22 protein-coding genes are annotated in these 22,317 nt (G+C 62.4%); 9 read left to right on the top strand and 13 right to left on the bottom strand.

Translation table 11 applies throughout. The features are described 5' to 3' along the window. Positions 1–89: 89 nt before the first annotated feature. Positions 90–614 (top strand): gamma carbonic anhydrase family protein, encoded by a 525-nt coding sequence (locus AKL28_RS06325; protein ID WP_050467234.1) that lies wholly within the window; start codon positions 90–92, stop codon positions 612–614. A gap of 56 nt (positions 615–670) precedes the next feature. Next, positions 671–1,597 (top strand): Hsp33 family molecular chaperone HslO, encoded by a 927-nt coding sequence (gene hslO / locus AKL28_RS06320; RefSeq protein ID WP_050467233.1) that lies wholly within the window; start codon positions 671–673, stop codon positions 1,595–1,597. 103 nt (positions 1,598–1,700) lie between these two features. Here the strand turns inward: hslO and AKL28_RS06315 are convergent, their stop codons facing one another. Next, positions 1,701–2,423, bottom strand: a complete 723-nt coding sequence (locus AKL28_RS06315) for a pseudouridine synthase (protein ID WP_050467232.1) — start codon at positions 2,421–2,423, stop codon at positions 1,701–1,703. After that, complete coding sequence (locus tag AKL28_RS06310) at positions 2,416–3,252, bottom strand: RNA methyltransferase (RefSeq protein ID WP_050467231.1); 837 nt, start codon at positions 3,250–3,252, stop codon at positions 2,416–2,418. Before AKL28_RS06310 ends, AKL28_RS06315 begins: the two co-directional genes overlap by 8 nt. 268 nt (positions 3,253–3,520) lie before the next feature. On the opposite strand from AKL28_RS06310, the gene AKL28_RS06305 reads away from it, so the two are divergent. The 5 genes from AKL28_RS06305 (at position 3,521) to AKL28_RS06285 (ending at position 7,958) form a co-directional block, all read left to right on the top strand. Continuing rightward, complete coding sequence (locus AKL28_RS06305; RefSeq protein WP_050467230.1) at positions 3,521–4,318, top strand: inositol monophosphatase family protein; 798 nt, start codon at positions 3,521–3,523, stop codon at positions 4,316–4,318. 75 nt (positions 4,319–4,393) lie between these two features. Continuing rightward, a complete protein-coding gene (locus tag AKL28_RS06300; protein WP_082221386.1) occupies positions 4,394–4,933 on the top strand; it encodes a VOC family protein in 540 nt (179 codons plus the stop codon). A gap of 9 nt (positions 4,934–4,942) precedes the next feature. Further along, a complete protein-coding gene (locus AKL28_RS06295) occupies positions 4,943–5,698 on the top strand; it encodes an alpha/beta fold hydrolase (protein WP_050467229.1) in 756 nt (251 codons plus the stop codon). 223 nt (positions 5,699–5,921) lie between these two features. Further along, positions 5,922–7,445, top strand: a complete 1,524-nt coding sequence (locus tag AKL28_RS06290) for a DEAD/DEAH box helicase (RefSeq protein WP_050467228.1) — start codon at positions 5,922–5,924, stop codon at positions 7,443–7,445. A gap of 27 nt (positions 7,446–7,472) precedes the next feature. After that, positions 7,473–7,958, top strand: coding sequence for a GNAT family N-acetyltransferase (locus AKL28_RS06285; protein ID WP_050467227.1), 486 nt, complete (start codon positions 7,473–7,475; stop codon positions 7,956–7,958). Positions 7,959–8,106: 148 nt separating this feature from the next. Here AKL28_RS06285 and AKL28_RS06280 read toward each other — a convergent pair whose 3' ends face one another. The 7 genes from AKL28_RS06280 to AKL28_RS06250 all read right to left on the bottom strand — a co-directional run bounded on the left by AKL28_RS06280 (position 8,107) and on the right by AKL28_RS06250 (position 15,210). Continuing rightward, the gene (locus AKL28_RS06280; RefSeq protein WP_050467226.1) at positions 8,107–9,240 is read right to left on the bottom strand and encodes an ABC transporter ATP-binding protein; all 1,134 of its coding nucleotides are present in this window, start codon (positions 9,238–9,240) and stop codon (positions 8,107–8,109) included. Further along, positions 9,237–9,887, bottom strand: coding sequence for an ABC transporter permease (locus AKL28_RS06275; RefSeq protein ID WP_050467225.1), 651 nt, complete (start codon positions 9,885–9,887; stop codon positions 9,237–9,239). Before AKL28_RS06275 ends, AKL28_RS06280 begins: the two co-directional genes overlap by 4 nt. A gap of 12 nt (positions 9,888–9,899) precedes the next feature. Next, complete coding sequence (locus AKL28_RS06270) at positions 9,900–10,805, bottom strand: glycine betaine ABC transporter substrate-binding protein (RefSeq protein ID WP_050467224.1); 906 nt, start codon at positions 10,803–10,805, stop codon at positions 9,900–9,902. Between the two features lie 15 nt (positions 10,806–10,820). Continuing rightward, positions 10,821–11,534, bottom strand: coding sequence for an ABC transporter permease (locus tag AKL28_RS06265; RefSeq protein WP_050467223.1), 714 nt, complete (start codon positions 11,532–11,534; stop codon positions 10,821–10,823). A 593-nt stretch (positions 11,535–12,127) separates the two neighbouring features. Then, positions 12,128–12,826, bottom strand: a complete 699-nt coding sequence (locus AKL28_RS06260; RefSeq protein WP_050467222.1) for a DUF4197 domain-containing protein — start codon at positions 12,824–12,826, stop codon at positions 12,128–12,130. Positions 12,827–12,930: 104 nt separating this feature from the next. Next, on the bottom strand, positions 12,931–14,265 hold the full coding sequence (locus tag AKL28_RS06255) for an MFS transporter (protein WP_082221385.1): 1,335 nt from the start codon (positions 14,263–14,265) through the stop codon (positions 12,931–12,933). Between the two features lie 156 nt (positions 14,266–14,421). Next, positions 14,422–15,210, bottom strand: coding sequence for an AraC family transcriptional regulator (locus AKL28_RS06250; RefSeq protein ID WP_050467265.1), 789 nt, complete (start codon positions 15,208–15,210; stop codon positions 14,422–14,424). 142 nt (positions 15,211–15,352) lie between these two features. On the opposite strand from AKL28_RS06250, the gene AKL28_RS06245 reads away from it, so the two are divergent. Then, a complete protein-coding gene (locus AKL28_RS06245; protein ID WP_050467220.1) occupies positions 15,353–16,267 on the top strand; it encodes a DMT family transporter in 915 nt (304 codons plus the stop codon). A 153-nt stretch (positions 16,268–16,420) separates the two neighbouring features. Continuing rightward, positions 16,421–16,825, top strand: coding sequence for an NINE protein (locus AKL28_RS06240; RefSeq protein ID WP_050467219.1), 405 nt, complete (start codon positions 16,421–16,423; stop codon positions 16,823–16,825). 239 nt (positions 16,826–17,064) lie between these two features. Here the strand turns inward: AKL28_RS06240 and AKL28_RS06235 are convergent, their stop codons facing one another. The 4 genes from AKL28_RS06235 to AKL28_RS06220 form a co-directional block, all read right to left on the bottom strand. Further along, a complete protein-coding gene (locus AKL28_RS06235) occupies positions 17,065–18,003 on the bottom strand; it encodes a DNA ligase (RefSeq protein WP_269432171.1) in 939 nt (312 codons plus the stop codon). 83 nt (positions 18,004–18,086) lie between these two features. Beyond that, positions 18,087–19,424: a polyamine export protein PaeA gene (gene paeA / locus AKL28_RS06230; RefSeq protein ID WP_050467217.1), complete on the bottom strand. Its 1,338-nt coding sequence runs from the start codon at positions 19,422–19,424 to the stop codon at positions 18,087–18,089. A 159-nt stretch (positions 19,425–19,583) separates the two neighbouring features. After that, complete coding sequence (locus tag AKL28_RS06225; protein WP_414735689.1) at positions 19,584–21,209, bottom strand: sulfite reductase subunit alpha; 1,626 nt, start codon at positions 21,207–21,209, stop codon at positions 19,584–19,586. A gap of 7 nt (positions 21,210–21,216) precedes the next feature. Further along, on the bottom strand, positions 21,217–22,230 hold the full coding sequence (locus AKL28_RS06220) for an FAD:protein FMN transferase (RefSeq protein WP_050467216.1): 1,014 nt from the start codon (positions 22,228–22,230) through the stop codon (positions 21,217–21,219). Positions 22,231–22,317 lie beyond the last annotated feature (87 nt).

The raw sequence follows: 22,317 nt of genomic DNA, 5'->3' as shown, positions 1-22,317 counted from the left end.
TAAAATATGCGGTTGATGACGCCAGCTTCGCCACCATATAGGCGCAAGCGGCAAAAAAGGCGGGTTCAACACGAGGAGACGATTTTATTATGGCAATCTATCAATTAGAGCAAGAAATTCCCGACATCCACGAAACCGCCTTCGTGGCTGACACCTCGACCGTGGTCGGCAAGGTGAAGATGGAAGCGCATTCCAGCGTCTGGTTCAACGTCGCCATCCGCGGCGACAACGAACTGATCACCATCGGCGAAAACAGCAACGTGCAAGAAGGCGCGGTGCTGCATACCGACATCGGTTATCCGATGGTGATCGGCAAGAATGTCACCGTCGGCCACCAGGCCATGCTGCACGGCTGCACCATCGGTGAAGGCGCCCTGATCGGCATCCAGGCCGTGGTGCTCAACGGCGCCAAGATCGGCAAGAACTGCCTGGTCGGCGCCGGCGCGCTGGTGACGGAAGGCAAGGAATTCCCCGACAACTCGCTGATCATCGGCGCCCCGGCTAAGGCCGTGCGCCAGCTCTCCGAAGAAGATATCGCGCGCATGCACGCCGGCACCGACAGCTACGTCGAGCGCGCGCAGCAGTTCAAGGCCAAGCTCAAGCGCATCGCCTGAGCACGCCTGGACTGGCATTGACAAGGCAGCGCCGGCGCGCTGCCTGGAAAGAAAGAATGAAAGACACGCTGCAAAAATTCCTGGTCGACAACGCTCCCGTGCGCGGCGAGCTGGTCGAAATTTCCGACACCTGGCAACAGGTGCAGGCCCGCCGCGACTATCCGGCCGCGGTCAAGACGCTGCTGGGCGAAATGCTGGCGGCATCGGCCCTGCTGTCGGCCAACCTCAAGTTCAACGGCATGATCGTCATGCAGATCCACGGCGACGGCCCGATCAAGCTGCTGGTGGTGGAGTGCGACTCCGAGCTGCAGTTGCGCGCTACCGCCAAACTGGCCGATGACGCGGCCATCGCCGACGAAGCCACGCTGACCGAACTGGTGAATGCGACAGGCCACGGCCGCTTCGTGATCACGCTCGACCCCAAGGACAAACTGCCCGGCCAGCAACCCTACCAGGGCATCGTGCCGCTGGACGGCGACAATGTGGCCACCGTCATTGAAAACTACATGCTGCGTTCCGAGCAATTGGACACCAAGCTGTGGCTGGCCGCCGACGGCAAGGTATCGCGCGGCATGCTGCTGCAAAAGCTGCCCAGCGAAGGCGGCATCAACGCGCCGACCGCCAAGGCCGAAGGCAGCGAGCTGGACACCTGGAACCACTTTGTCATGCTGGGCAACACCCTGCGCCGCGAGGAACTGCTGTCCACCGACATCAGCACCCTGATGCACCGCCTGTTCTGGGAAGAGACCATCCGCGTGTTCGACCCCGTGCATCCGCACTTCCACTGCTCCTGCTCACGCGAGAAGGTCGGCAACATGCTCAAGATGCTGGGCCGGGAAGAAGTCGAGGACGCGCTGACGCAAATGGACAAGCTCGCCATCGACTGCGATTTCTGCGGCCAGCACTACGAGTTCGACGCGGTGGACTGCGCCCTGCTGTTCGCCAGCGATGTAAGTGCCGAGGTGGGAGATATCCGGCATTGAGTTGTCTGCCAGCCAGCTTCTGTCGCCTCCTGCAAAAGCAGGAGCGACAAGTCAGCTGAAACACCGCCGCCGTTGGGCGGCCAGTCGTCAATTCAGTGAATCCTCAACCCTGCTCCGGCACCAGCAGCGCCATTTGCGCCGCATCGAGGTAGCACCACTCCCCCTCTTCCAGCGCCAGCGCATCCAGCTGCAAACCGCCGATGGCGGTCCGGCGCAAGGCACTGCAATGGTTGCCGGCCGCAGCCAGCATGCGTTTGACCTGGTGATACTTCCCCTGCTCCAGCACGATCTCCAGCAAATGTTCGCCCAGCTGGCTGCAGCGCGACGCCGCCAGCGGCGCCGGTTCGTCGTGCAGTTGCACGCCAGCCTTCAGTTGCGCGATCAGCGCTTCGGTCACCGGCTCGGCGGTGGTGGCCGCATAGACCTTGGGCACATGGCGCTTGGGCGAGGACTGCGCGTGGATGAAGCTGCCGTCGTCCGACATCAGCAGCAGCCCCGTGGTGTCGTGGTCCAGCCGGCCGACCGGTTGCACGTCGCGCCAGGTGAACTGCTCCGGCAGGATGGTCAGCACGCCGGGATGGTGGCTGGGCTTGCGCGAGCATTCGAAATTGGGCGGCTTGTTGAGCGCGATATAGACGTGCTCGCGGTACTCCCACTGCTCATCGAACAGCGTCAGCATGAGCTTGTCGGTATCAGGCGTGGCGCGATAGTTGTCGACCACTTCGCCGTTGACGGCCACTTCGCCGTCCTCGATCAGTTCGCGGCAATACTTGCGCGAGCCAAAGCCCTGCGATTGCAGGATGCGGTCCAGGGTCAACTTAGCCATTCTGTTCTCCCTTATCGGACGATTTATCCGCCGCACCGGCCTTGGCCTGCTTGGGCGCCAGGATCTGGCGGGCAATGCCGCGCAGGATGTTGACCTCTTCGGCCTCCAGTTGGGCACGCGAGAACATGCGTTTCAAACGTGGCATCAGTTTCTTGGGATTGTCGGGATTGAGGAAATCGATCGCCACCAGCGCCTGCTCCAGATGATCGAACATGCCTTCGATCTCGGCCACGCTGGCGCTGCTGCCCTGGAAGCCGACCTCGCCCGGCGCACGGGCGTCGCCGCTGGTCTGCATCGGGCCGCCGCGCAGTTCCAGCTCGGTCATGCGGCATTCATAGGCCAGCACCTGCACCGCTTGCGACAGGTTCAGCGAGGAGTAATCGGGATTGGCCGGAATGTTGATCAGCGCCTGGCATTTCTGCACCACCTCGTTGGGCAGGCCGAAACGTTCGTTGCCGAACAGCAGCGCGGCGTTCAGGCCGATGTCTTGCGACAGTTGTCCAGCCAGCGCACGCGGCGTGACCACCGGCGGCGAAAATTCGCGCAGGCGGGCGCTCACGGCGGCGGCAAAGTTGCAGCCCTGCAACGCTTCCTCGACGCTGCCAACCACGCGCGCGTTCTGCAGCACGTCCAGCGCACCGCTGGCGAAGGCCACGGCTTCGTCTTCATGTACGGCGTCGGGAAAGCGCGGATTGACCAGCACCAGCTCGGAAAAGCCCATGGTCTTGATGGCCCGCGCGGCCGAGCCGATGTTGCCCGGACTGCTGGTATTGACCAACACAAAACGCAGCCGGGTGAAAAGAGAGTGTTCGGATTCTTGCTTGTTCATTTAAAATAGCGGGATTCGCGCCTGAAATGCGGACGTTGGCAAAACGCCATCACACCGCGATTCGGCAAGTCCGCAAGCATACCGCCACGGACGGCGCATCGCTCATTAATTTCACTGTCGCCATTGTCGTTTCACTGCTGTACTTTCATTCGCACGCATGCCGTTTCCGTGATTTCTCGGGTACGCATTCGCGAAAAGGGAGACGGGGTCGACGGATACCAACGCGATCATCAGCATCGATCATCGCAATTTTAACGGAACCATCGGAATGATCATCCCACCCATGCTCAACACGGCGATCAAGGCAGCTCGCCGCGCCGCAACCATCATCAACCGGGCGTCCTTCGACGTCTCGCTGCTGAAAGTCACCCAGAAGTCGCACAACGACTTCGTCACCGAAGTCGACAAGGCCGCAGAAGACGCCATCATCGACGTGCTGAAAACAGCCTACCCCGACCACGCCATCCTGGCTGAAGAGTCGGGCGCTTCCGACAACCTGCACGACGAGAACGAAAACGTCTGGATCATCGATCCGCTGGACGGCACCACCAACTTCATCCACGGCTTCCCGCAATACTGCGTCTCGATCGCGCTGCAGCAGCGCGGCATCATCACGCAGGCGGTGGTCTACGACCCGACCCGCAACGACTTGTTCACCGCCTCCAAGGGCGCCGGCGCCTACCTGAACGAAAAGCGCATCCGCGTGGGCAAGCGCGACAAGATCGCCGATGCCCTGATCGGCACCGGTTTCCCCTTCCGCGACCTGGACGGCCTGAACGAATACGTCAAGATGTTCAAGGTCATGACCGAGCACAGCGCCGGCCTGCGCCGTCCGGGCGCCGCCGCGCTGGACCTGGCCTATGTCGCCGCCGGCCGCCTGGATGGCTTCTTCGAAAAGGGCTTGAAGCCCTGGGACATCGCAGCCGGTTCGCTGCTGGTGACCGAAGCGGGCGGCCTCGTCGGCACCTTCAAGGGCGACTCGGATTACCTCTACAAGGGCGACGTGATTGCCGGCAGCCCGAAAATTTTCTCGCAACAGGTTAACCTGCTGTCGGAATTTGCCTAATTTGCATACACTGCTCTCCTGAGTGAACGTTTCCCGCACGGCGTCCGCCGTGCAGGAAACGACCGAGGAGACGACATGCCTATCCCGCCCATCCAGCCGGCCACACCTGCCAGCGCCAGCCCGACCGCTCCCCCGACCTCAACCGCGCCCTACGCGCTGCCTCCCGGCTACCACAGCGTCACGCCTTATCTGATCGTCAATGGCACAGCCAATGCCATCGACTTCTACCGCCGCGCTTTCGGCGCCACGGAAATCATGCGACTGAACGGTCCCAGCGGAAAAATCTGGCATGCCGAAATCCAGATCGGCAACGCGCGCGTGATGCTGGCCGACGAATACCCGGAATTGGGTTTCGTCAGCCCACAAACCCTGGGCGGCGCCGGCGTCAGCCTGCTGGTCTACGTTTGCGATGTCGATGCCGTCTTCGGCCAGGCCATCGCGGCCGGCGCAGCGCAGCTGCGTGCGGTGCAGGACCAGTTCTACGGCGACCGCTCCGGCATGCTGCGCGACCCGTACGGCCACGTCTGGTCGATCGCCACCCATATTGAAGACCTCAGTACTGAAGAGATTTGTGCCCGCTCGCAAGAGTTGCTGGCCAAACGCTGCAAAAAATAAGGAGAAACGATGCCATTTGCGTTGAGCGACGGACGCAAGATCCACTATCAGGTCGAGGGTGAAGGCGCACCGCTGCTGCTGCACCACGGCTTCACCAGCAGCCTGGAAGCCTGGCGCTTCTTCGGCTTCACCGCCGCGCTGCGCGAACGCTACCGCGTCATCATGTTCGATGCGCTGGGCCACGGCCAAAGCGGCAAACCGCACGACACCAACGCCTACAGCCAGCCCCAGCGCTGCCGCGATACGGTCGCCGTTCTGGATGCGCTGGGTATCGAACGCGCACATTTCTTTGGTTACTCGCTGGGCGGCTGGGTCGGCTACGGCCTGGTGCGGCATGCGCCCGAACGCCTGTCCAGCCTGATCCTGGGCGCCGCCCATCCGTATGAAGACCTGAGCTGGAATACCTTTCACGGTATCGATGGCCGCGATCCGGAAGCCTTCATCGCGGCCTTCGAGACCTTGCTCGACGAACGCATCTCGCCCCAGGTGAAGATGCTGATCCGCGCCAACGACCTGGTGGCCCTGGCCGCAGCCGCCCAGCAGCCGCGCCCATCCCAGGAAGATTTGCTGGCGCGCATGGACATGCCCTGCCTGCTGTTTTGCGGCGACGCCGATGCGCGCCATACCGCCGTACAGCGCACCGCCGCACGGCTCGCACGAGGAGAGTTCGCCACCCTGCCCGGCGTGACGCACTTCGGCGGCCTGATGCAAAGCGCCCTGGTGCTGCCGCCGGTGATGGACTTTCTCGCGCGCCAGTCCGGCTGAGCTTGAACCCGGCATAACTCATCGGGGCGAGCCACGGCCGGGCAGAAGAACAACAAAAGGAGCGCGGAGAAAATAATTCTCTTCCGGCACAAGCCACGGCTGTTATACTGCGGCCAGCGCGGCATGCCACCAGTCAAGTCCGCCGCCCTCTCAGCGTTCCAACCCCGTCTGCCTGCGACTGGCGCCCTCTGCGGCGACAGGCCGAACCCATTTTCAGAGTCTCATGTCATTTTCCGCGCTCGGCTTGTCCGACGAAATCGTTCGTGCCGTTTCCGAACAAGGCTATACCTCCCCAACCCCAATTCAAGCTCAGGCTGTCCCGGCTGTTCTTTCCGGCGGCGACCTGATGGCCGGCGCCCAGACCGGTACCGGCAAGACCGCCGGCTTCACCCTGCCGCTGCTGCAACGCCTGGCATCGGCGCCGCGCAACAAGATCAACGGCCAGATTCCGATCCGCGCCCTGATCCTGGCCCCTACCCGCGAGCTGGCGGCCCAGGTTGAAGAAAGCGTTCGCCTGTACGGCAAGTACCTGCCGCTCTCCTCGGCCTGCATCTTTGGCGGCGTCGGCATCAATCCGCAGATCTCGCTGCTGAAGCGCGGCGTCGATATCCTGGTGGCCACCCCCGGCCGCCTGCTCGACCACATGCAGCAAGGCACGGTCAACCTGCAGCATGTGCAGATCCTGGTGCTGGACGAAGCCGACCGCATGCTGGACATGGGCTTCATCCGCGACATCCGCAAGGTGCTGGCGGTACTGCCGCCCAAGCGCCAGAACCTGCTGTTCTCGGCCACCTTCGCCGACGAGATCAAGAAGCTGGCCGACAGCCTGCTGACCAACCCAGCCCTGATCGAAGTGGCGCGCCGCAATTCCACCGTGGAAGTGATCTCGCAAAAGCTCCACCCGGTCGACCGCGACAAGAAGCACCCGATGCTGGCGCACCTGATCAAGACCCATCAATGGAAACAGGTGCTGGTCTTCACCCGCACCAAGCACGGCGCCAACAAGCTGGTCGAACAATTGGCGCGCGACGGCATCAGCGCCATGGCGATCCACGGCAACAAGAGCCAGTCAGCGCGCACCAAGGCGCTGGCCGAATTCAAGGACGGCAAGCTGACCGCGCTGATCGCCACCGATATCGCCGCACGCGGCATCGACATCGACCAGTTGCCGCACGTGGTCAACTATGACCTGCCCAACGTGCCTGAAGACTACGTGCACCGCATCGGCCGCACCGGCCGCGCCGGCGCCACCGGCGAAGCCGTGTCGCTGGTCTGCATCGATGAGCGCGACATGCTGCATGACATCGAGCGCTTCATCAAGCGCGAGATTCCGGTGGAAGTCATTCCTGGTTTCGAACCCGACCCGACCGCCAAGCCGCAGCCGATCCAGCTGCGCAGCGGCGGTGGCCGCCATCAGAACCAGGGCGGCGGACGCGGCCAGCGCAATGCGGCGCCGCGCAAGGCCGGCGGCGGCAATGCCCCGGCCAGCGCCAAGCCGGCCCAAGGCCAGAACCAAGGCCAACGCAGCAATGGCAATGCAGGCCAAGCAGCCAAGCCGCGCAATCCCGCCAATGGCGCCCCGAATGCCGGCGCCGGGCCACGCAAGCCCTCGCGTCCGCAAGGGCCCCACGGCGGCAATACCGGCAACGGCGGCGGCCATCATGGCCAGCCGCGCAGCCAGGGCCAGCGCAATGCCGGCGGCGGCAAGCCATCGGCGCTGACGCATGGCGGCACGCGAGGCAAATAAGCACGCTTACGCTAGCCTCCAAGACGCATGCAAATCGACATCATCAAGGCTGATCTGGACCAGCCGGCCCACGCCACTGCCCTGTTCGAGGTATTGAATGCCTATGCATCCGATGCCATGGGCGGCGGCAAGCCGCTGCCGGATTTCGTCCGGGACAACCTCGCCACCGAATTGAAGAAACGCCCCACCGCGCATGTCTTCCTGGCTTTCGATGGCGAACGGGCGGCAGGATTGGCGACTTGCATCGAGGGTTTTTCCACCTTCGCTTGCAAGCCGCTGCTCAATATCCACGACCTCGCAGTCATGCCCCAATACCGGGGCCAGGGCATTGCCCGCCGCCTGATCGCACGGGTCGAGGATGAGGCGCGTGTCCTGGGCTGCTGCAAGGTCACGCTGGAAGTCCTCGAAGGCAATGCCGTGGCGCGCAAGCTGTACCGCGCCTGCGGCTTCGAGGGCTATGAGCTGAATCCGGAAACCGGCAAGGCGATGTTTATGCATAAGCAGCTAGGCTAGCCAGACGGCATCGGAACACTGCTTCGTCTACCGCAACACAAAACGCCCACATCGCAACCGATGTGGGCGTTTTTTTGCGTCTTCCGTCTTTAGCTGTTACCTCTTGTCATGCAAGGCCGGCCGCGCATCGCGTTGCGCGTGCCTGCCATCATGCAGGCAATGCCATGCCGCGCGAACGGCCGGAGCTCAGATAGCTGGCGATGGAATCCTGGGTGACCTCACCGACATAGCTGCCGTCGTTGTCGATCACCGGCATCCAGCTGGTGCTGTGCTTGTACATCTTGGAGAGCACCACGCGCAGGTTTTCATCCGGCGCGGCGTTCATGGTGAACGGACGCACCTTGGCTTCTGCGCCACCTGCCGCACCACGCACATCGCGACGGGTCAGGTAACCGACGGCACGGTTGTCGGTGTCGGTGATGGTCAGATAACGGGAATCCTCATTGTCCATCAATGACAGTGCCTGGTCGCAGGATACGTCTGGACGGGCGGTCGGCGGCGTCGTGGCGGCTTCGCCGGCACGCACCAGCAGCAGGCGCTTCAAGGTATGGTCCTGGCCGACGAAGGCGCCGACGAACTCGTCCTTGGGACGCGCCAGCAACGCATCCGGATGGTCGAACTGCACCAGCTTGCCGGCGCGGAAGATCGCCACCTGGTCGCCCAGCTTGATCGCCTCATCGATATCGTGGCTGACCATGATCACGGTCTTCTTCAACTGGCGCTGCATCTGGAAGAATTCATTCTGGATCGCCTCGCGGTTGATCGGATCGACTGCGCCGAACGGCTCATCCATCAGCAACACCGGGGCGTCGGCCGCCAGTGCGCGGATCACGCCGATGCGCTGCTGCTGGCCGCCGGACAGTTCGCGCGGATAGCGCTTGAGGAATTTCGCCGGGTCCAATGCCACCATCGCCATCAGTTCGGCGGCGCGTTCGCGGCAGCGCTTGTTGTCCCAGCCCAACAGGCGCGGGACGATGGTGATGTTCTCTTCGATGGTCATGTTGGGGAACAGGCCGGTCTGCTGGATCACATAGCCGATATGGCGGCGCAGGCTGACTTCATCGATGCCGGTAGTATCTTCCCCGTTCAGCAGCACCCGGCCCGAGGTCGGGCGGATCAGGCGGTTGATCATCTTCAGGGTGGTGGTCTTGCCGCAGCCGGACGGGCCGAGGAAGACGCAGATCTCGCCTTCGGCAACCTTGAGGCTGACGGTGTCGACCGCCTTGACCTGGGTGCCGTCCTTCTGGGTGTAGGTTTTGCTCAGTTGGTCCAGTTCGATCATTTTTGCAGTCCTTTCGGGGTCAAGATTGTCTGCAGGCGTTGCAGCAGGAAGTCGGCGATGATGGCGAGTACGCTGATCATCACGGCGCCGACCACGAGTTTTTGCATATTGCTTTGGCTGATGGCGTGCAGGATCAGCACACCCAGGCCGCCGGCGCCAATGACGGCGGCAATGGCCATCACGCCGATGTTCATCACGACGGCGGTACGCACGCCGCCCAGGATCACCGGCACCGCCAGCGGCAGTTCCACCATGCGCAGCCGCTGCCAGAAGGTCATGCCGATACCGATGCCGGCTTCCTTGATGCCGGCTTCGATGCTATTCAGCGCGAGGTAGGTATTGCGCATGATGGGCAGCAGCGAATACAGGAACACCGCGGTGATTGCCGGCAAGGGGCCGATGCCGGCGCCGAACTTGGAAAAGATCGGGATCATCAGGCCGAACAGTGCGATTGACGGCACCGTCAGCACCACGGTGGCCAGGCCCATCAACGGTCCGGCCAGCCAGCTCAGGCGCACGATCAGGATGCCCAGCGGCACGCCGATGACGATCGCCAGGCTGACCGCGATGCCCACCAGCTTCAGATGCTGCAGCGTCAAATCGAAGATGTTGTGCCAGTCGGACTGGAGGTATTGGAAGATATCCATGCTTATCCCTCCTCAGATCAGGCCGGCTTGTTTGAGGAAATCCGCCGCGACCTTGCTGACGGGTTCCTGGTCGATGTCCACGCGCTTGTTGAGCTCGGTCATCTTTCCGGTGTCGATGCTGGCGGCCAGCGCGTTGAGCTGCTCGGCCAGTTGCGGGTTCCGGTCCAGGATCTCCTGACGCACGACCGGCGTGGCCTTGTAGGCGGCGAAGTAGCCCTTGTCATCCTCCAGCAGCTTCAGGTCGAAGCCCTTGATGCGGCCATCGGAAGCATAGGTCAGGCCGACGAACAGCTGTTCGTTCTTCAGCGCCGTGTAGACCAGGCCGGGGTCCATCTGCTTGACCGCGCCGCGTTCCAGCTTGAAGCCGTATAGCGCCTGCATCGGGCCAAGGCCGTCCGGGCGCGAGGCGAATTCGTAGTCCACGCCCATCAGGCGCTGATTCTTGGCGCCGTCCTGCGCGTCGGCATTGATACGGTCGGCCAGGTCTTGCAGCGAGTTGATGCCGTATTCGTCGGCGATCTTTTGCGGCATGGCGAAGGCATAGGTGTTATTCAATTCCGACTCGTTGAGCCATGCCAGGCCGCGCGGGGCGTCCAGTTCCTTGACCTTGCTGTAGATCTGCCCGGGATCGAGTTTTTCTTCGATGTGGTTGTAGACGATCAGCGCGGTGCCGGTGTAATCCCAGACGATGTCGAGCTGGCCGCTCTCCAGCGCCGAGCGCATCAGCGTGGTACCCAGGCCATTTTTGAGCTCGATGTCATAACCCTTGGCGCGCAGGTATTGCGCGGTCATGTTCGACAGGATCAATTGCTCGGTGAAATTCTTGCCGCCGATGACCAGATTCTGCGCCTGGACCTTGGCCGCGCCGAACATGGCCAGGGCCATGACCAGTGCGCATGCGATGTATTTTTTTTTCATGAATGTCCTTCCTGATTAAGCGCGCAAGCCGCGGCGAGAAAGGTAGATACCGGAGAGCGTCGTCACCAGTGCATCGAGCACCAGCGCCAATACCGCAGTGGCGGCGGCTCCCAGCAATAGCTGGCCGTGGTTGTTGAGATAGATGCCGGGGAAAATCAGCCCCCCCAGGCTTTCGCCGCCGATCAGCATCGACAGCGGCGCAGTGCCGACATTGATCGCCAGCGCGGTGCGCACACCGCCGACGATGATGGGCAAGGCATTGGGCAGTTCGACCCGGAACAGGATCTGGTACGGCTTCATGCCGATGCCGCGCGCCGCTTCCTTCAAGGAGGCCGGCACGTTCTTCAAGCCCTCGTAGGTGTTGCGCACGATGGGCAGCAGCGATGCCAGCCACAATGCCAGGACGGTCGGCCAGTTGCCGATGCCGAAGAAAGCCAGCGCAAGCGCCAGCACGGCGATCGACGGAATGGTATTGCCGATGTTGAAGACCTGGATGAACGCTTCGGCCGAACGTTGCGCCGAAGGCCGGGAAAGCGCGATGCCGGCCGGAATGCCGGTGGCCAGCGCCAGCGCCATGGAACAGAACACCAGTTCCAGATGCTTGCCGGTGTAGTAGATCAGGTCGCCCCGGTACTTGTGGATGACATCGGGGCCGATCCACCAGACCAGGCCCGCGATGACCAGCGCAAATGTTGCTGCGCCAGTGAAGACGTGACGAAGACGCGTCATGTTACCCCCTTGGTATAGCTGACACGACATGACGCCGCGGCAACGGGTTTTAAGAATCGATTGTGCGTGGTTCGTTGCCCTGTAGAGGGCGAATCATTTGGATACGAACCGAAAGCTGCAAGGCAGCGATGAAACCGAAGAAAGCTTCGGCGATGATGCTTACCGGACAAGAAGGATTGCCGAAGAGGCGATCCGCACTGCATGCCGGAAAATTTGAATACCCGCGAACGGGTCAGGAGCTGCTAAGAGTCGTTGTTGAACAAATTATGTCACCAGGACAACCGATAGTATAAAGCAATCCCTTAATGAAGTCCAGAAATGTAGAAAATCGAAGTCATAACTCGAAGATCTTAAGCATTTCAAATAGTTCCTCGGAACAAGAAAAAAGATGACAAATCAATACCAAAATACACTGTAAAAATTGCCGAAATCCCTTGCCCGGCAGGGATTCCGCCGGTTCTGAGGCAAGCTTGGCGCAGTTAAAAAAAATCGCTTGCCTCGATATCGAAGCAAGCGATTTTCACTCGTCCCGGAGCCGGTCCATGCATGGCCGGCGGAATGGTTTCCCAACCCGGGATCAAGCCATCACGACATCATTTGAGCGCACCGAATACCTTGCCGATAATCGCGCTGCCGCTGCCAACCGGATCCTTGCGGATGGCTTTTTCTTCTTCCCCGATCATCAGGAACAGGCCATCCAGCGCGCGCTGCGTCACATAACCCTCGACCGTGCTCTGGTCGCCCGACACCAGCCCGGTCTTGGCGACCTGGCCCATGGTGGCGTTATACCTGGCGGAAAGGCCGTTCTTGTCGGTGATGTTTTTGACAATAGGCAGGAATTTGGTGGCCAGCTCGCCGGAGGTCTTCTGGCGGAAGAAGTCCGTCACAGAAGTATCGCCGCCGGACAGGATGTTCTTGGCATCCGACACCGACATCGATTTCACCGCATTGACCAACAGCGGCTTGGCCAGCGGAACCGCAGCCTCGGCGGCGTGGTTCATGTCCACCACCAGGTCATCCACCTTCTGCCCCTGGCCGGTCATGCGAATGATCGGCATGGCCTGCTCCAGCGCGCTGGGCAACTTGATCTTGACCTTGTCGTTGTTGAGGAAACCGTTTTGCTGGCCCAGCTTGGAGACGGCCACATTGGCGCCCTTCTCCAGCGCCGCCTTCAAGCCGCTGGTCGCATCCTGATTGCTGATGTCGGACAGCGAAAAAGCGAAAGCGGCGGTGGCCGACAACAGCGACACACCCACAGCGGCACGACGCAGGGAAAAAGAAATCAGGGACATGGAGAGCTCCGGTAAGTGACGGGACGATGCCGCAAGTATCGATGGCACCGCTACGATCATACCGGCCTTGTGCCGATCAAGCCAAGAGCGGTTTGACCCGCCCTTTACTTGCCGCGGGAAAGTTCGAGGCCGGCATTGTGCGGCAGCTTACCGGTGACGGGCACCGAGGCGATCGAGAACAGGCCGATCACCAGGAAGGCCGGCCAGAAGTCGGATTCGACGATGGTGGCATGGCCTTGCACATAGTTCGACAGTTGCAGCACGATGCCCGCGATAGTCACGCCCATGCCCAGTGAAAGCTGCTGGATCACACTGGCCAGGCTGGTGACGCGGCCGGCGTCGCGGTTGTCGATGTCGGCGTAGGCGATCGAATTCAGGCAAGTGAATTGCAGCGCCGGGAAGATGCCGCCCATGAGCACGATCAGGGCGATCAGCAAATAAGGCGTGTGGATGCTGAAAATGCCGTAGGCGGCCAGCGCGATGCCGGCGAACACGGCGTTGACCATCAGCGTCGTGCGAAAGCCGTAACGGCGCAGCACGGAAGAGGCGATCAGGCGCATGAACAGCGAACCGAACGCCGAGGCACAGGTGATAGTGCCGGCCTGAAAGGCCGTCATGCCCAGGCCTTCCTGCAGCGCCAGCGGCAGCAGGAAAGGCACCGCCCCCAGGCCGATGCGAAACAGCGAACCGCCCACCACGCTGGCATGCAGCGTGGGGATGCGCAGCAAGCGGAAGTCCAGCAAGGGATACTCGATCTGGGTCGAATGGCGGTAGTACATGACCAGCGCAATGGCGCCGATAGCGCACATGGCAATCGGCGTGGCGCCGTCAACCAGATGGGTGCCGAACAGCGACAGGCCAAGCATGATCAGCGCGGCGCCAACCGAGGTCAGCACGAAGCCCTTCACATCCAGCGGCGCCGGGTCGTCCTCGACGAAATTCTCGATATAGCGGCCGGCCAGGTAAAGGCCGAGGAAGCAGATAGGGATGTTGATCAGGAACACCCAGCGCCAGTGGAAATAGGTGGTGATGAAGCCGCCCAGCAGCGGCCCGACCACCGGCCCCAGCAGCGCCGGCAGCGTCAGGTAGCTGACCGCCTTGACCAGCTCCGCCTTGCTCACCGAACGCGCGATGATGACGCGCCCCACCGGCACCATCATGGCGCCGCCGATGCCCTGCAGGAAACGCGCCGCCACGAAAGTGACCAGCGAGCCCGACACCGCGCACAGGATGGAACCGGTCATGAACACCACCATGGCCGAACGGAACACCTTGCGCGCGCCCAGCTTGTCGGCCATCCAGCCCGAGATCGGGATGAACACGCCAAGTGCGGCGACGTAAGCCGTCATCGCCAGCTTGAGGGTGATCGAATCCTGGTTGAGGTCGCGCGCAAGCGCGGGAAGCGAGGTCGCCAGAACCGTGGCGTCCATGTTTTCCATGAACAGGGCACAGCCGACAATAAGAGGGACAAGCAACGAAGGTCGCACGATTGCAACGGATGGGCTAGTGAATGAAGCGGAAGCCTTCGCTCCCGACAGCGAAACAGTTTACACCAGTTGGCGTTTCCCTGCGGGAAGCCCTGCCGTCCGTGGCATTTATGCATCGCCCGCGCCGTTGCGAAAGAAACGGCTGGGCACGCTGCCGAAATGCTTGCGGAACATGGCGGCGAAGGCGCTCTGGCTGGTGTAGCCATGCGCCAGCGCCACATCGATCACCTTGTCGCCGCGCGCCAGTTGTTCCAGCGCGAGCAACAGCCGCGCCTGCTGACGCCAGTGGCCGAAGCGCATGCCGGTGTCGGCCAGAAAGCGCCGATGGAAAGTACGGGTGGCGATCGACAGCCGCTCGGCCAGTTGCACCACCGATATCGCCTGGTCCGGTTCGGCCATCAGCGCTTCGCAAATGCCGCGCAATCCCGGCTCCGCCGGCAGCGGCAGATACAGCGGCAACACGGGGACCGAACGCAATTCCAGCACCAGCAAACGCAACAAGTGCCATGCGCGCGAATCCGGCGGCAGTTCAACCCCGAGTCCGAGGCCGACCGCGGACACAATCAGCTCCCGCAGTAGCGGTGGGATGTCCAGCACGCAGCTTTGCTGCGGCAGATTAGGCAATTCCGGGGTATTGATGAAGACGGTGCGCATCTTGACGTCGCCGCGCATGCGCACCAAATGCTCTACATCCGGCTGCAGCCAGACGCCGCGTGTCGGCGGCACCACCCAACGGCCGTCGGCGGTTTCCACGCACAGCACGCCTTCGATCGCGTACAGCAGCTGGGCATGCGGATGGCGGTGCGGTGCAATGACATGGCCGTGCGGGTAATCGATGGCCAATGCGCCGCAGGGGGCATTGGCAGCGATCAGGTCCTGGTAATGGGTGGTATCCAAGAATGCGGCCAAGTGTCACTTTTGAGATAAGAATAGACATTTTAGCACGCGAACGACTAGATAAATCCGGGCAGGATGGCATGGCGCTGGAGGGTATCCCTCCATCCGCCCGACCTTCCATCCACCCATCCACGTTCATGCCATGCCACTGACTTCCTATCTTTACCCCTTCCTCGCCATCGTGCTCTGGGCCGGCAACGTCATCGTCTCCAAGCTGGCCGCCTCGGCCATTTCGCCGGTGGCGATCACCTTTTACCGGCTGGTCCTGCTGCTGGTCCTGATGAGCCCCTTCGTCCTTAAGCCGCTGTGGAACAACCGCGCATTGATCCGCCGGCATTGGTGGAAGCTCGCCCTGTCCGGCCTGCTGGCGATGGCCGTCTTCCAGAGCCTGTCCTACCGTGCCGCCGAAAGCACCACGGCCACCAACATGGCCATCGTGACGGCGCTGATCCCGCTCCTGACAGCCCTGCTCTCGGTCGTGATACTCGGAGAAGCCGTCACGCTGGGCATGGCCGGCGGCGGCGCACTGTCCTTCCTCGGCCTGCTGTACCTGGTCGGCCAGGGCGACATCTCAGCGGCGCTGCGCGGCGGCGTACATCTCGGCGATGCGCTGATGCTGCTGGCGGCGCTGTCTTATGCCTTGTACGGTGTGCTGCTCAAACGCTGGAAGATGAACGTGCCGGCCTGGCAGGCGATCTACATGCAGGCCATCGCCGCGCTGGTGTTCATGCTGCCGCAGTTCCTGATGCTGGAACCCGGCACCGCGGCGCTCGATGCACGCACGCTGCCGCTGATCGGCTACTCCGGCATCGGCTCGTCGATCCTGCTGTCCTTCCTGTGGATAGAAGGCGTCAAAAAGCTCGGTCCCAGCCGCTGCAGCATCTTCATCAATCTCTTGCCCGTGCTGACCGCGCTGTTCGCCATCGCCTGGCTCAATGAAAGCATGCACGCCTACCACGCCATCGGTGGCGGCGTGAGCCTGATCGGCGTGCTCCTGACGCAAATCGTGCAAAGGCCGCTGTTCGGCACGCGCAGGCTGCCGGCCAGCCGTATCTGAATATTCACCGGAAAAAGGAAGCAGGCAGGGAAATCCTGTAGGACATCGAACAGGTTCTAAGATGCGACGCCGGGAGGGTGGACTACAATATGACCGCCCTCCCGAAAAATCAGAGGCATCACACACCTCACACATCTTACATACGGAGCCCGGATGACCAACGACACCCATAGCAAAACACTAGGCTACCTGCTCTGGATCTTCGGATTCACAGGTTCGCACCGCTTCTACTACGGCAAACCCGTGACCGGCACGATCTGGTTCTTCACCCTCGGCCTGCTCGGCATCGGCTGGATCATCGACCTGTTCCTGATCCCCTCGATGGACCGCGAGGCCGACAGCCGTTTCGTCGGCGGCAACAGCAATTATTCGGTGGCCTGGCTGCTGCTGACGTTCCTCGGCATCTTTGGCGTGCACCGCATGTATATCGGCAAGTGGCTGACCGGCATCCTCTACCTGCTCACCGGCGGCGTGTTCCTGCTGGGCGTGCTGTACGACTTCTGGACGCTCAACTCACAAATCTCCGAACAAAACCACAGCGGCAAGGCGCCGCGCTGAGCCGCACGCAAGCCGTACGCCAACCACAAAGATTCGCGCATAAAAAAAGCCCGCATCCTTTCGGATGCGGGCCCCCACTCCATTACAACGTTACTTCCGCCACCGGCTCCCCCAAGAGTGCAACCAACACACGAGCAGGTGGCGGTTCCCAGTATCGTCAGCACGACCTGCCTTGAATATAAGAAAACTCTCAAAAAAATTGGACGCACATTGCCTGCATGGCAAAGGCCATACCTGGCTCAATCTCCGCGTTGCCGCAGCAGCACCGCGAAGCGCGGCTTGCCGCTGGCATGCAGGCCCCGATAGCGATAGGTAACGATGCTGCCCAGCGACGGCGGCGCGCGACGTTGCGCATCGGTGAGGCCGCTGCCGATATTGAAGCGCAATCCATCCGCAGTCTCCACCGTCAGCGCACCGACCATGCCCTCGTACTTTCCCTTTCCGGCCAGATAAGCGACTACCTTGGCGTCGGCATCTTCCATCGACTTGAACTTGAGCAAGTCGTCATTGCGCTGGGCCTGGTAGAACGAGCCGCCGCGATGCAGCACCAAGCCTTCACCGCCCTGTTTTTCCACCTCCGCCAGCAAACCCTGCAAGGCCTGATGGCTGGCCACCTTGCGCTGGCGCACCGCCACGACCCAAGCCTGGGATATCGCACCGACCAGCGCCTGCAAGGCGGGCAGCCGCTCATCGAAGGTCCCCGGCTCCTGCGGCAGATCGAACACCATGAAACTGACGCCGCGCCAGCCCTGCTCATCCGGCACCTGCCTGCGCACCGTGGAAACGGTCTGTTCGAACTGCCCGCGCCCACGCCACAACTCGCCGTCCATGGCACGCTGCGGCCAGCCATGCACAAACCATCCGGGCGCCTGGACCACCTCACCGCCGCGCGTCAACAATCTGCGGCCATCCCAATAGGCGCGGATACCGTCGTATTTCTCGCTCACCCAAAAATCGGCCAGCGGCACGCCCTCGCGGTAAGTATTGGCCAGCATCAGGGGCGGCTTGCCGGCGGCCCGAGCGGACGTTGCCTGCTGCAGCCATGCCCCGGGCAACGCCAGCACGGACAGCAGGCGCAATGCCGCACGCCGGCCCGGCCTGTCCCGCGGCCCCATGCCGGGCAAGCGCCCGGCAAAAATAATGGAAAGAAGAGAGAGAATGCGACGGCGGATATCCATGCGGGTTCCTGTTCTTTCCCGCCCGCCGGCGTGCCGCTGCAATGCGGCACGCGCGCCCCGTCATGTTGGTGTCGACCGGATGGTCAGAGATCGCCGGCAGCTTCCTTGCTGGTCTGCGGTTCGCCCTTTTCTTGTTTGAAGCGAGTGACCAGCAACTGGTTGATTTTGTTTCCTTCGATATCGACCGCCTCGAACTTGAAACCCGAAAAGAGCACAAAGTCGGTTTTTTTCGGGATCTTGCGCAGCATGTACATGATGAAACCGGCCAGCGTCTCGTAACCGACCGGGTTCGGATACTCTTCGATGTCCAGCTCGTTCATCACATCGTTCAAAGGCGTCAAGCCATCCATCAGCCACGAGTTCTCGTCGCGCCGCACGATTTGTTGTTCCTCCTCCGGCATCGACAGCAAGTTGCCCATCAGCACGTTAGTGACATCGGTAATGCTGATGATGCCCACCACCAGCGCGTATTCATTGACCACGATGGCGAGATCCTCATCCATCGCCTTCATGCGCTCCAGCACCTCCCACAGGTTCAGGCTGTCGGGAATCGACAGCGGGCTATGCACCAGGCCCTTGTCCGCCAGCGAGAAACGTTCGCCCTTGAGCAGGCGCTTCAATACATCCTTGCTGTCGATGTAGCCGAGCACGGTATCGATGTTGCCGTCGCACACCAGGAAACGCGAATGCGGATGGTCGATGATTTTCTGCTGGATGGTTTCTTCGCTGTCGTTCAACAGGAAGTAGACGATACTCTCGCGCTGCGTCATGGCCGACGGCACGTAACGGCTCTCCAGCTCAAACACGTTTTCGATCAGGTGATGTTCCTGCGTGAGCAGCACCCCGGCCTGGGCCCCGGCATCGACCATCGCGTGGATCTCATTGGGCGTGATCACCTCCTGGCGCACCTGCGGCAAGCCGAACAGCGTGAAGATCCATTTCGACAGGTTATTGAAGAACCATACCAGCGGCCTGAACAGGGTTTCCAGCAGCAGCATCGGCTTGACCAGCATGACCGCCGCGCGTTCCGGCGCGACCATCGCCAGCCGCTTGGGCATCAGGTCGGCAAACAGGATGAAGAAGGCGGTCACCGCCAGGAAGGACATGGCGAAGCTGATGTTCTCCACCCAGGGGCCTTGATAGAACGCTTCGACAATCAGGCGCATGTGCGGCGTCAAGGCCGGCTCCCCGATCACGCCGCCCAGGATGGCGACGGCGTTGAGCCCGATCTGCACCACCGTGAAGAAGTTGCCCGGCTGTGCCTGCAACGCCAGCACACGGCCGGCATTGGCATCGCCATCCTTGGACATCATCTCAAGGCGGATCTTGCGGGAAGCCGCAATGGAGATCTCGGCGCAGGAGAGAAAGGCGCTGATCACGACCAGAAGAAGGATCAGCAAAAAGCTGGTGAATATGCTCATTTTGTTCTTATCTCTTTGATTTAACGCCCCATTTTCTCGCGCAACGGGGAGAAAACGCAAATCATCGAAAAAGAATACTCCACAGCATCGTCCCGATTGCCGGTCTACAGCCGCCGGAAAATCAGGCAAACCGTACCTTGGATGCGCCGGCGGCCAGCCTCAGTACACGTCGCGCCGGTAGCGCCCTTGCTCGGCCAGCGCGATCAGCGCCTCTTCGCCGAGGATGTCCTGCAAGGCGCAAGCGACACCCGACGCCATCCCCTGCAGGCTGCCGCACACATAGATGTACGCTCCCTGCCCGACCCACTGGCGCAGCAGGTCGGCCGACTGGCGCAGCTTGTCTTGCACATAAATGCGTTCGGCCTGGTCGCGCGAGAACGCCAGATCCAGACGTTCCAGCATCCCCTGCGCCTGCCATGCCTCAATCTCACTGCGATGGAAGAAATCAGTAGCGCGCGAACGCTCGCCGAATACCAGCCAGTTGCGCCGATGCCCGGCGACCGCCCGCGCACGCAAGTGGGCGCGCAAACCGGCCAGGCCGGTGCCATTGCCGATCAGGATCAGCGGGCTGGCGTCGGGCGGTGTGTGAAAACTGCTGTTGTTGCGCACACGCAGCGCAATCTCCTGCCCTTCAAGCGCATGCAGGGTCAGCCAGCCGGAACCGATGCCGGGACGGCCATCCGCCTGCGCCATGCGGCGCACCAGCAGATCGAGCGCGCCATCTTCCGGCAAGGAGGCGATGGAATATTCCCGATGCGGCAAAGGCGTCAGTTGCGCCAGCACTTGCTCCGGCGCCAGGCCGCGCAAGGCATCGATCGCCGCCGCTTCCTGCGGCAGCATCCTGCCTGCCAGTGCCTGAGCCAGCGGCGCACCTTTCAACGATAGCGCCCACATGAAACGGCGCACCGCCTCATCGCTGTTGCGCGGGCCGATCTCGGCGATGTCGCCGGCCTGCCACTGCGGCGCCGGCAAGTCCAGCGGCGTCAGCGACAAGTGAAACGCGGGGCCGCCCGCACTGCCCGGATTCAACAGGCGGCGCTGCGCCAGGCGCCAGCGGCTATAACTGGGCGCGCTCCAGTCTGCATCGTCGGTATGGCCGGACAGCACGCCGAGCTGGTGCTGCCAATGACGCAACGCGCCTTCATCGCCATTGTCGACCTCGACCGTGTCGAACAGCGGCTGGGCATGGCGTCGGCGCAGCCACGCTTCCAGGGCATGGCCGAAGGCGCAATAGCGCGCATAGCCGCGGTCGCCCAGCGCCAGCACGCCAAACTGCAGGCCTGCCAACGACGCCCCGTCTGCCGCTTCGGCCATGCGGCGCGCGAACCCTGAGGCGCCGTCGGGCGCGTCGCCCTCGCCGGTAGTGCTGGCGATGAACAGCGCCTGGCGCGCCGCCTGAAAATCCTGTTCGGTGATCCGGCCCAGCGGCAACATCCGCACTGCCATGCCGCCCTTGCGCAGGCTTTGCGCAGACTGCAAGGCCAGTTGCTCGGCAAAACCGGTCTGGCTGGCGAAGGCGATCAATACCGTCCCTGCGGCAGCACCTGAATCGGTGCAGCCATCATCTGCCGCCCACAATTTTTCCTGCTCGCGCTGCACGCGCCTGTACTTCAATACGGTTACCGTGCAGAACACCAGATACGCCAGCGCAATCAGCGCCGCCAACAACCAGCGGCCCTGCGCACTGTCAGTCATCTGCGCACGCCAAGCGCCCCAGCTGGCCAGCGCGGCCGCTGCGAAGGAAGCGATCAGTTGGGTGGAGGTCGACGCCATCAGCTTGCCCATCACGCCCTCAATCCAGCATGGCGGCAAAAGCCGGCGTCATGCTCTCGCTGAAACCGGATGCGCCGCCGCCGATGAACAGCGCCGCAATGTTGCGCTCACTCGCGAAAGTCATGCCCTCTTCCATGCCGAGCACGGTGAGCGCCGTCGCCAACGCATCGGCCACCATGCACTGCGGATGCAGCACCGTGACCGAAGCCAGGTCATGCCGCACCGGACGGCCGCTGCGCGGATCGATGGTATGCGCATAGCGCCGGCCATCGCGTTCGAAATAGCGCCGGTAATCGCCGGAGGTAGCGATCGCCAGCCCGTGCAGCGCCACCAGCAGGTCTTGTGCCGCCGTATCTTGCGGCGGCCGTTCCAGCGCCACCCACCAGGGCTGGCCATCAGCCTTCACCCCGAAGCCGGAAAGCTCGCCGCCCACTTCCGCCAGCCAGCTCACGCAACCGGCCCCGCGCAACGCCTGCGCCACGAGATCGACCGCATACCCCTTGGCGATGCCGGAGAAATCCAGATAGACCCCGCCCGGCTGCTGCGCGCTGCGTGTGGAACGGTCCAGTCCGATGCGCCGCCACCCACATCGCGCGCGGGCAGCCTGCAGCGCGTCCTCGGCCGGCACTTCGTAAAGCGAAGAAGCGCGCTCGCCCTCCGGCCCGAAACCCCACAGGTTCACCAGCGGCCCGACAGTCGGGTCGAAAGCGCCGCCGCTGTCGACCGCCATCGTCAATGCGGCATCAAGCACGGTATGGAAAGCGTCCGGCAAACTGTGCCAACTGCCTGCCGGCGCACGGTTGAAGCGCGACAGGCTGGAATCCTCCTCCCAGGTGCTCATCTCGCGGATCACCCGGTCCAGTTGCGCCTGCACGGCAGCGGCGATCGATTCACGCGCCACGCCCTTGGGCGCCAGCGCCTGCACGCTCCAGGATGTCCCCATGGTGGCGCCGGACAGGCGATGTTCGACGACGCCCGGCGGCAATACCGGCGGTTCGTCCAGGTCAAGCGGAATCAATACGCGGTTGGACATCGGCTGACAAACTCACTGCGAGGGGAAACGCCTGCACGCCTCCCCGAAAACAAAAACGGCACCCGCGATGCGGGTGCCTGGAACGGT

The organism is Herbaspirillum chlorophenolicum (assembly GCF_001189955.1).
Lineage (GTDB): Bacteria > Pseudomonadota > Gammaproteobacteria > Burkholderiales > Burkholderiaceae_D > Herbaspirillum > Herbaspirillum chlorophenolicum.
This window is presented reverse-complemented; position numbering and strand designations above follow the sequence as displayed.

Coding starts and splice junctions, on each gene's coding strand:
- AKL28_RS06325 (WP_050467234.1), top strand. CDS start 90: ATGGCAATCTATCAATTAGAGCAAGAAATTCCCGACATCCACGAAACC.
- hslO (WP_050467233.1), top strand. CDS start 671: ATGAAAGACACGCTGCAAAAATTCCTGGTCGACAACGCTCCCGTGCGC.
- AKL28_RS06315 (WP_050467232.1), bottom strand. CDS start 2,423: ATGGCTAAGTTGACCCTGGACCGCATCCTGCAATCGCAGGGCTTTGGC.
- AKL28_RS06310 (WP_050467231.1), bottom strand. CDS start 3,252: ATGAACAAGCAAGAATCCGAACACTCTCTTTTCACCCGGCTGCGTTTT.
- AKL28_RS06305 (WP_050467230.1), top strand. CDS start 3,521: ATGATCATCCCACCCATGCTCAACACGGCGATCAAGGCAGCTCGCCGC.
- AKL28_RS06300 (WP_082221386.1), top strand. CDS start 4,394: ATGCCTATCCCGCCCATCCAGCCGGCCACACCTGCCAGCGCCAGCCCG.
- AKL28_RS06295 (WP_050467229.1), top strand. CDS start 4,943: ATGCCATTTGCGTTGAGCGACGGACGCAAGATCCACTATCAGGTCGAG.
- AKL28_RS06290 (WP_050467228.1), top strand. CDS start 5,922: ATGTCATTTTCCGCGCTCGGCTTGTCCGACGAAATCGTTCGTGCCGTT.
- AKL28_RS06285 (WP_050467227.1), top strand. CDS start 7,473: ATGCAAATCGACATCATCAAGGCTGATCTGGACCAGCCGGCCCACGCC.
- AKL28_RS06280 (WP_050467226.1), bottom strand. CDS start 9,240: ATGATCGAACTGGACCAACTGAGCAAAACCTACACCCAGAAGGACGGC.
- AKL28_RS06275 (WP_050467225.1), bottom strand. CDS start 9,887: ATGGATATCTTCCAATACCTCCAGTCCGACTGGCACAACATCTTCGAT.
- AKL28_RS06270 (WP_050467224.1), bottom strand. CDS start 10,805: ATGAAAAAAAAATACATCGCATGCGCACTGGTCATGGCCCTGGCCATG.
- AKL28_RS06265 (WP_050467223.1), bottom strand. CDS start 11,534: ATGACGCGTCTTCGTCACGTCTTCACTGGCGCAGCAACATTTGCGCTG.
- AKL28_RS06260 (WP_050467222.1), bottom strand. CDS start 12,826: ATGTCCCTGATTTCTTTTTCCCTGCGTCGTGCCGCTGTGGGTGTGTCG.
- AKL28_RS06255 (WP_082221385.1), bottom strand. CDS start 14,265: ATGGAAAACATGGACGCCACGGTTCTGGCGACCTCGCTTCCCGCGCTT.
- AKL28_RS06245 (WP_050467220.1), top strand. CDS start 15,353: ATGCCACTGACTTCCTATCTTTACCCCTTCCTCGCCATCGTGCTCTGG.
- AKL28_RS06240 (WP_050467219.1), top strand. CDS start 16,421: ATGACCAACGACACCCATAGCAAAACACTAGGCTACCTGCTCTGGATC.
- AKL28_RS06235 (WP_269432171.1), bottom strand. CDS start 18,003: ATGGATATCCGCCGTCGCATTCTCTCTCTTCTTTCCATTATTTTTGCC.
- paeA (WP_050467217.1), bottom strand. CDS start 19,424: ATGAGCATATTCACCAGCTTTTTGCTGATCCTTCTTCTGGTCGTGATC.
- AKL28_RS06225 (WP_414735689.1), bottom strand. CDS start 21,209: ATGGGCAAGCTGATGGCGTCGACCTCCACCCAACTGATCGCTTCCTTC.
- AKL28_RS06220 (WP_050467216.1), bottom strand. CDS start 22,230: ATGTCCAACCGCGTATTGATTCCGCTTGACCTGGACGAACCGCCGGTA.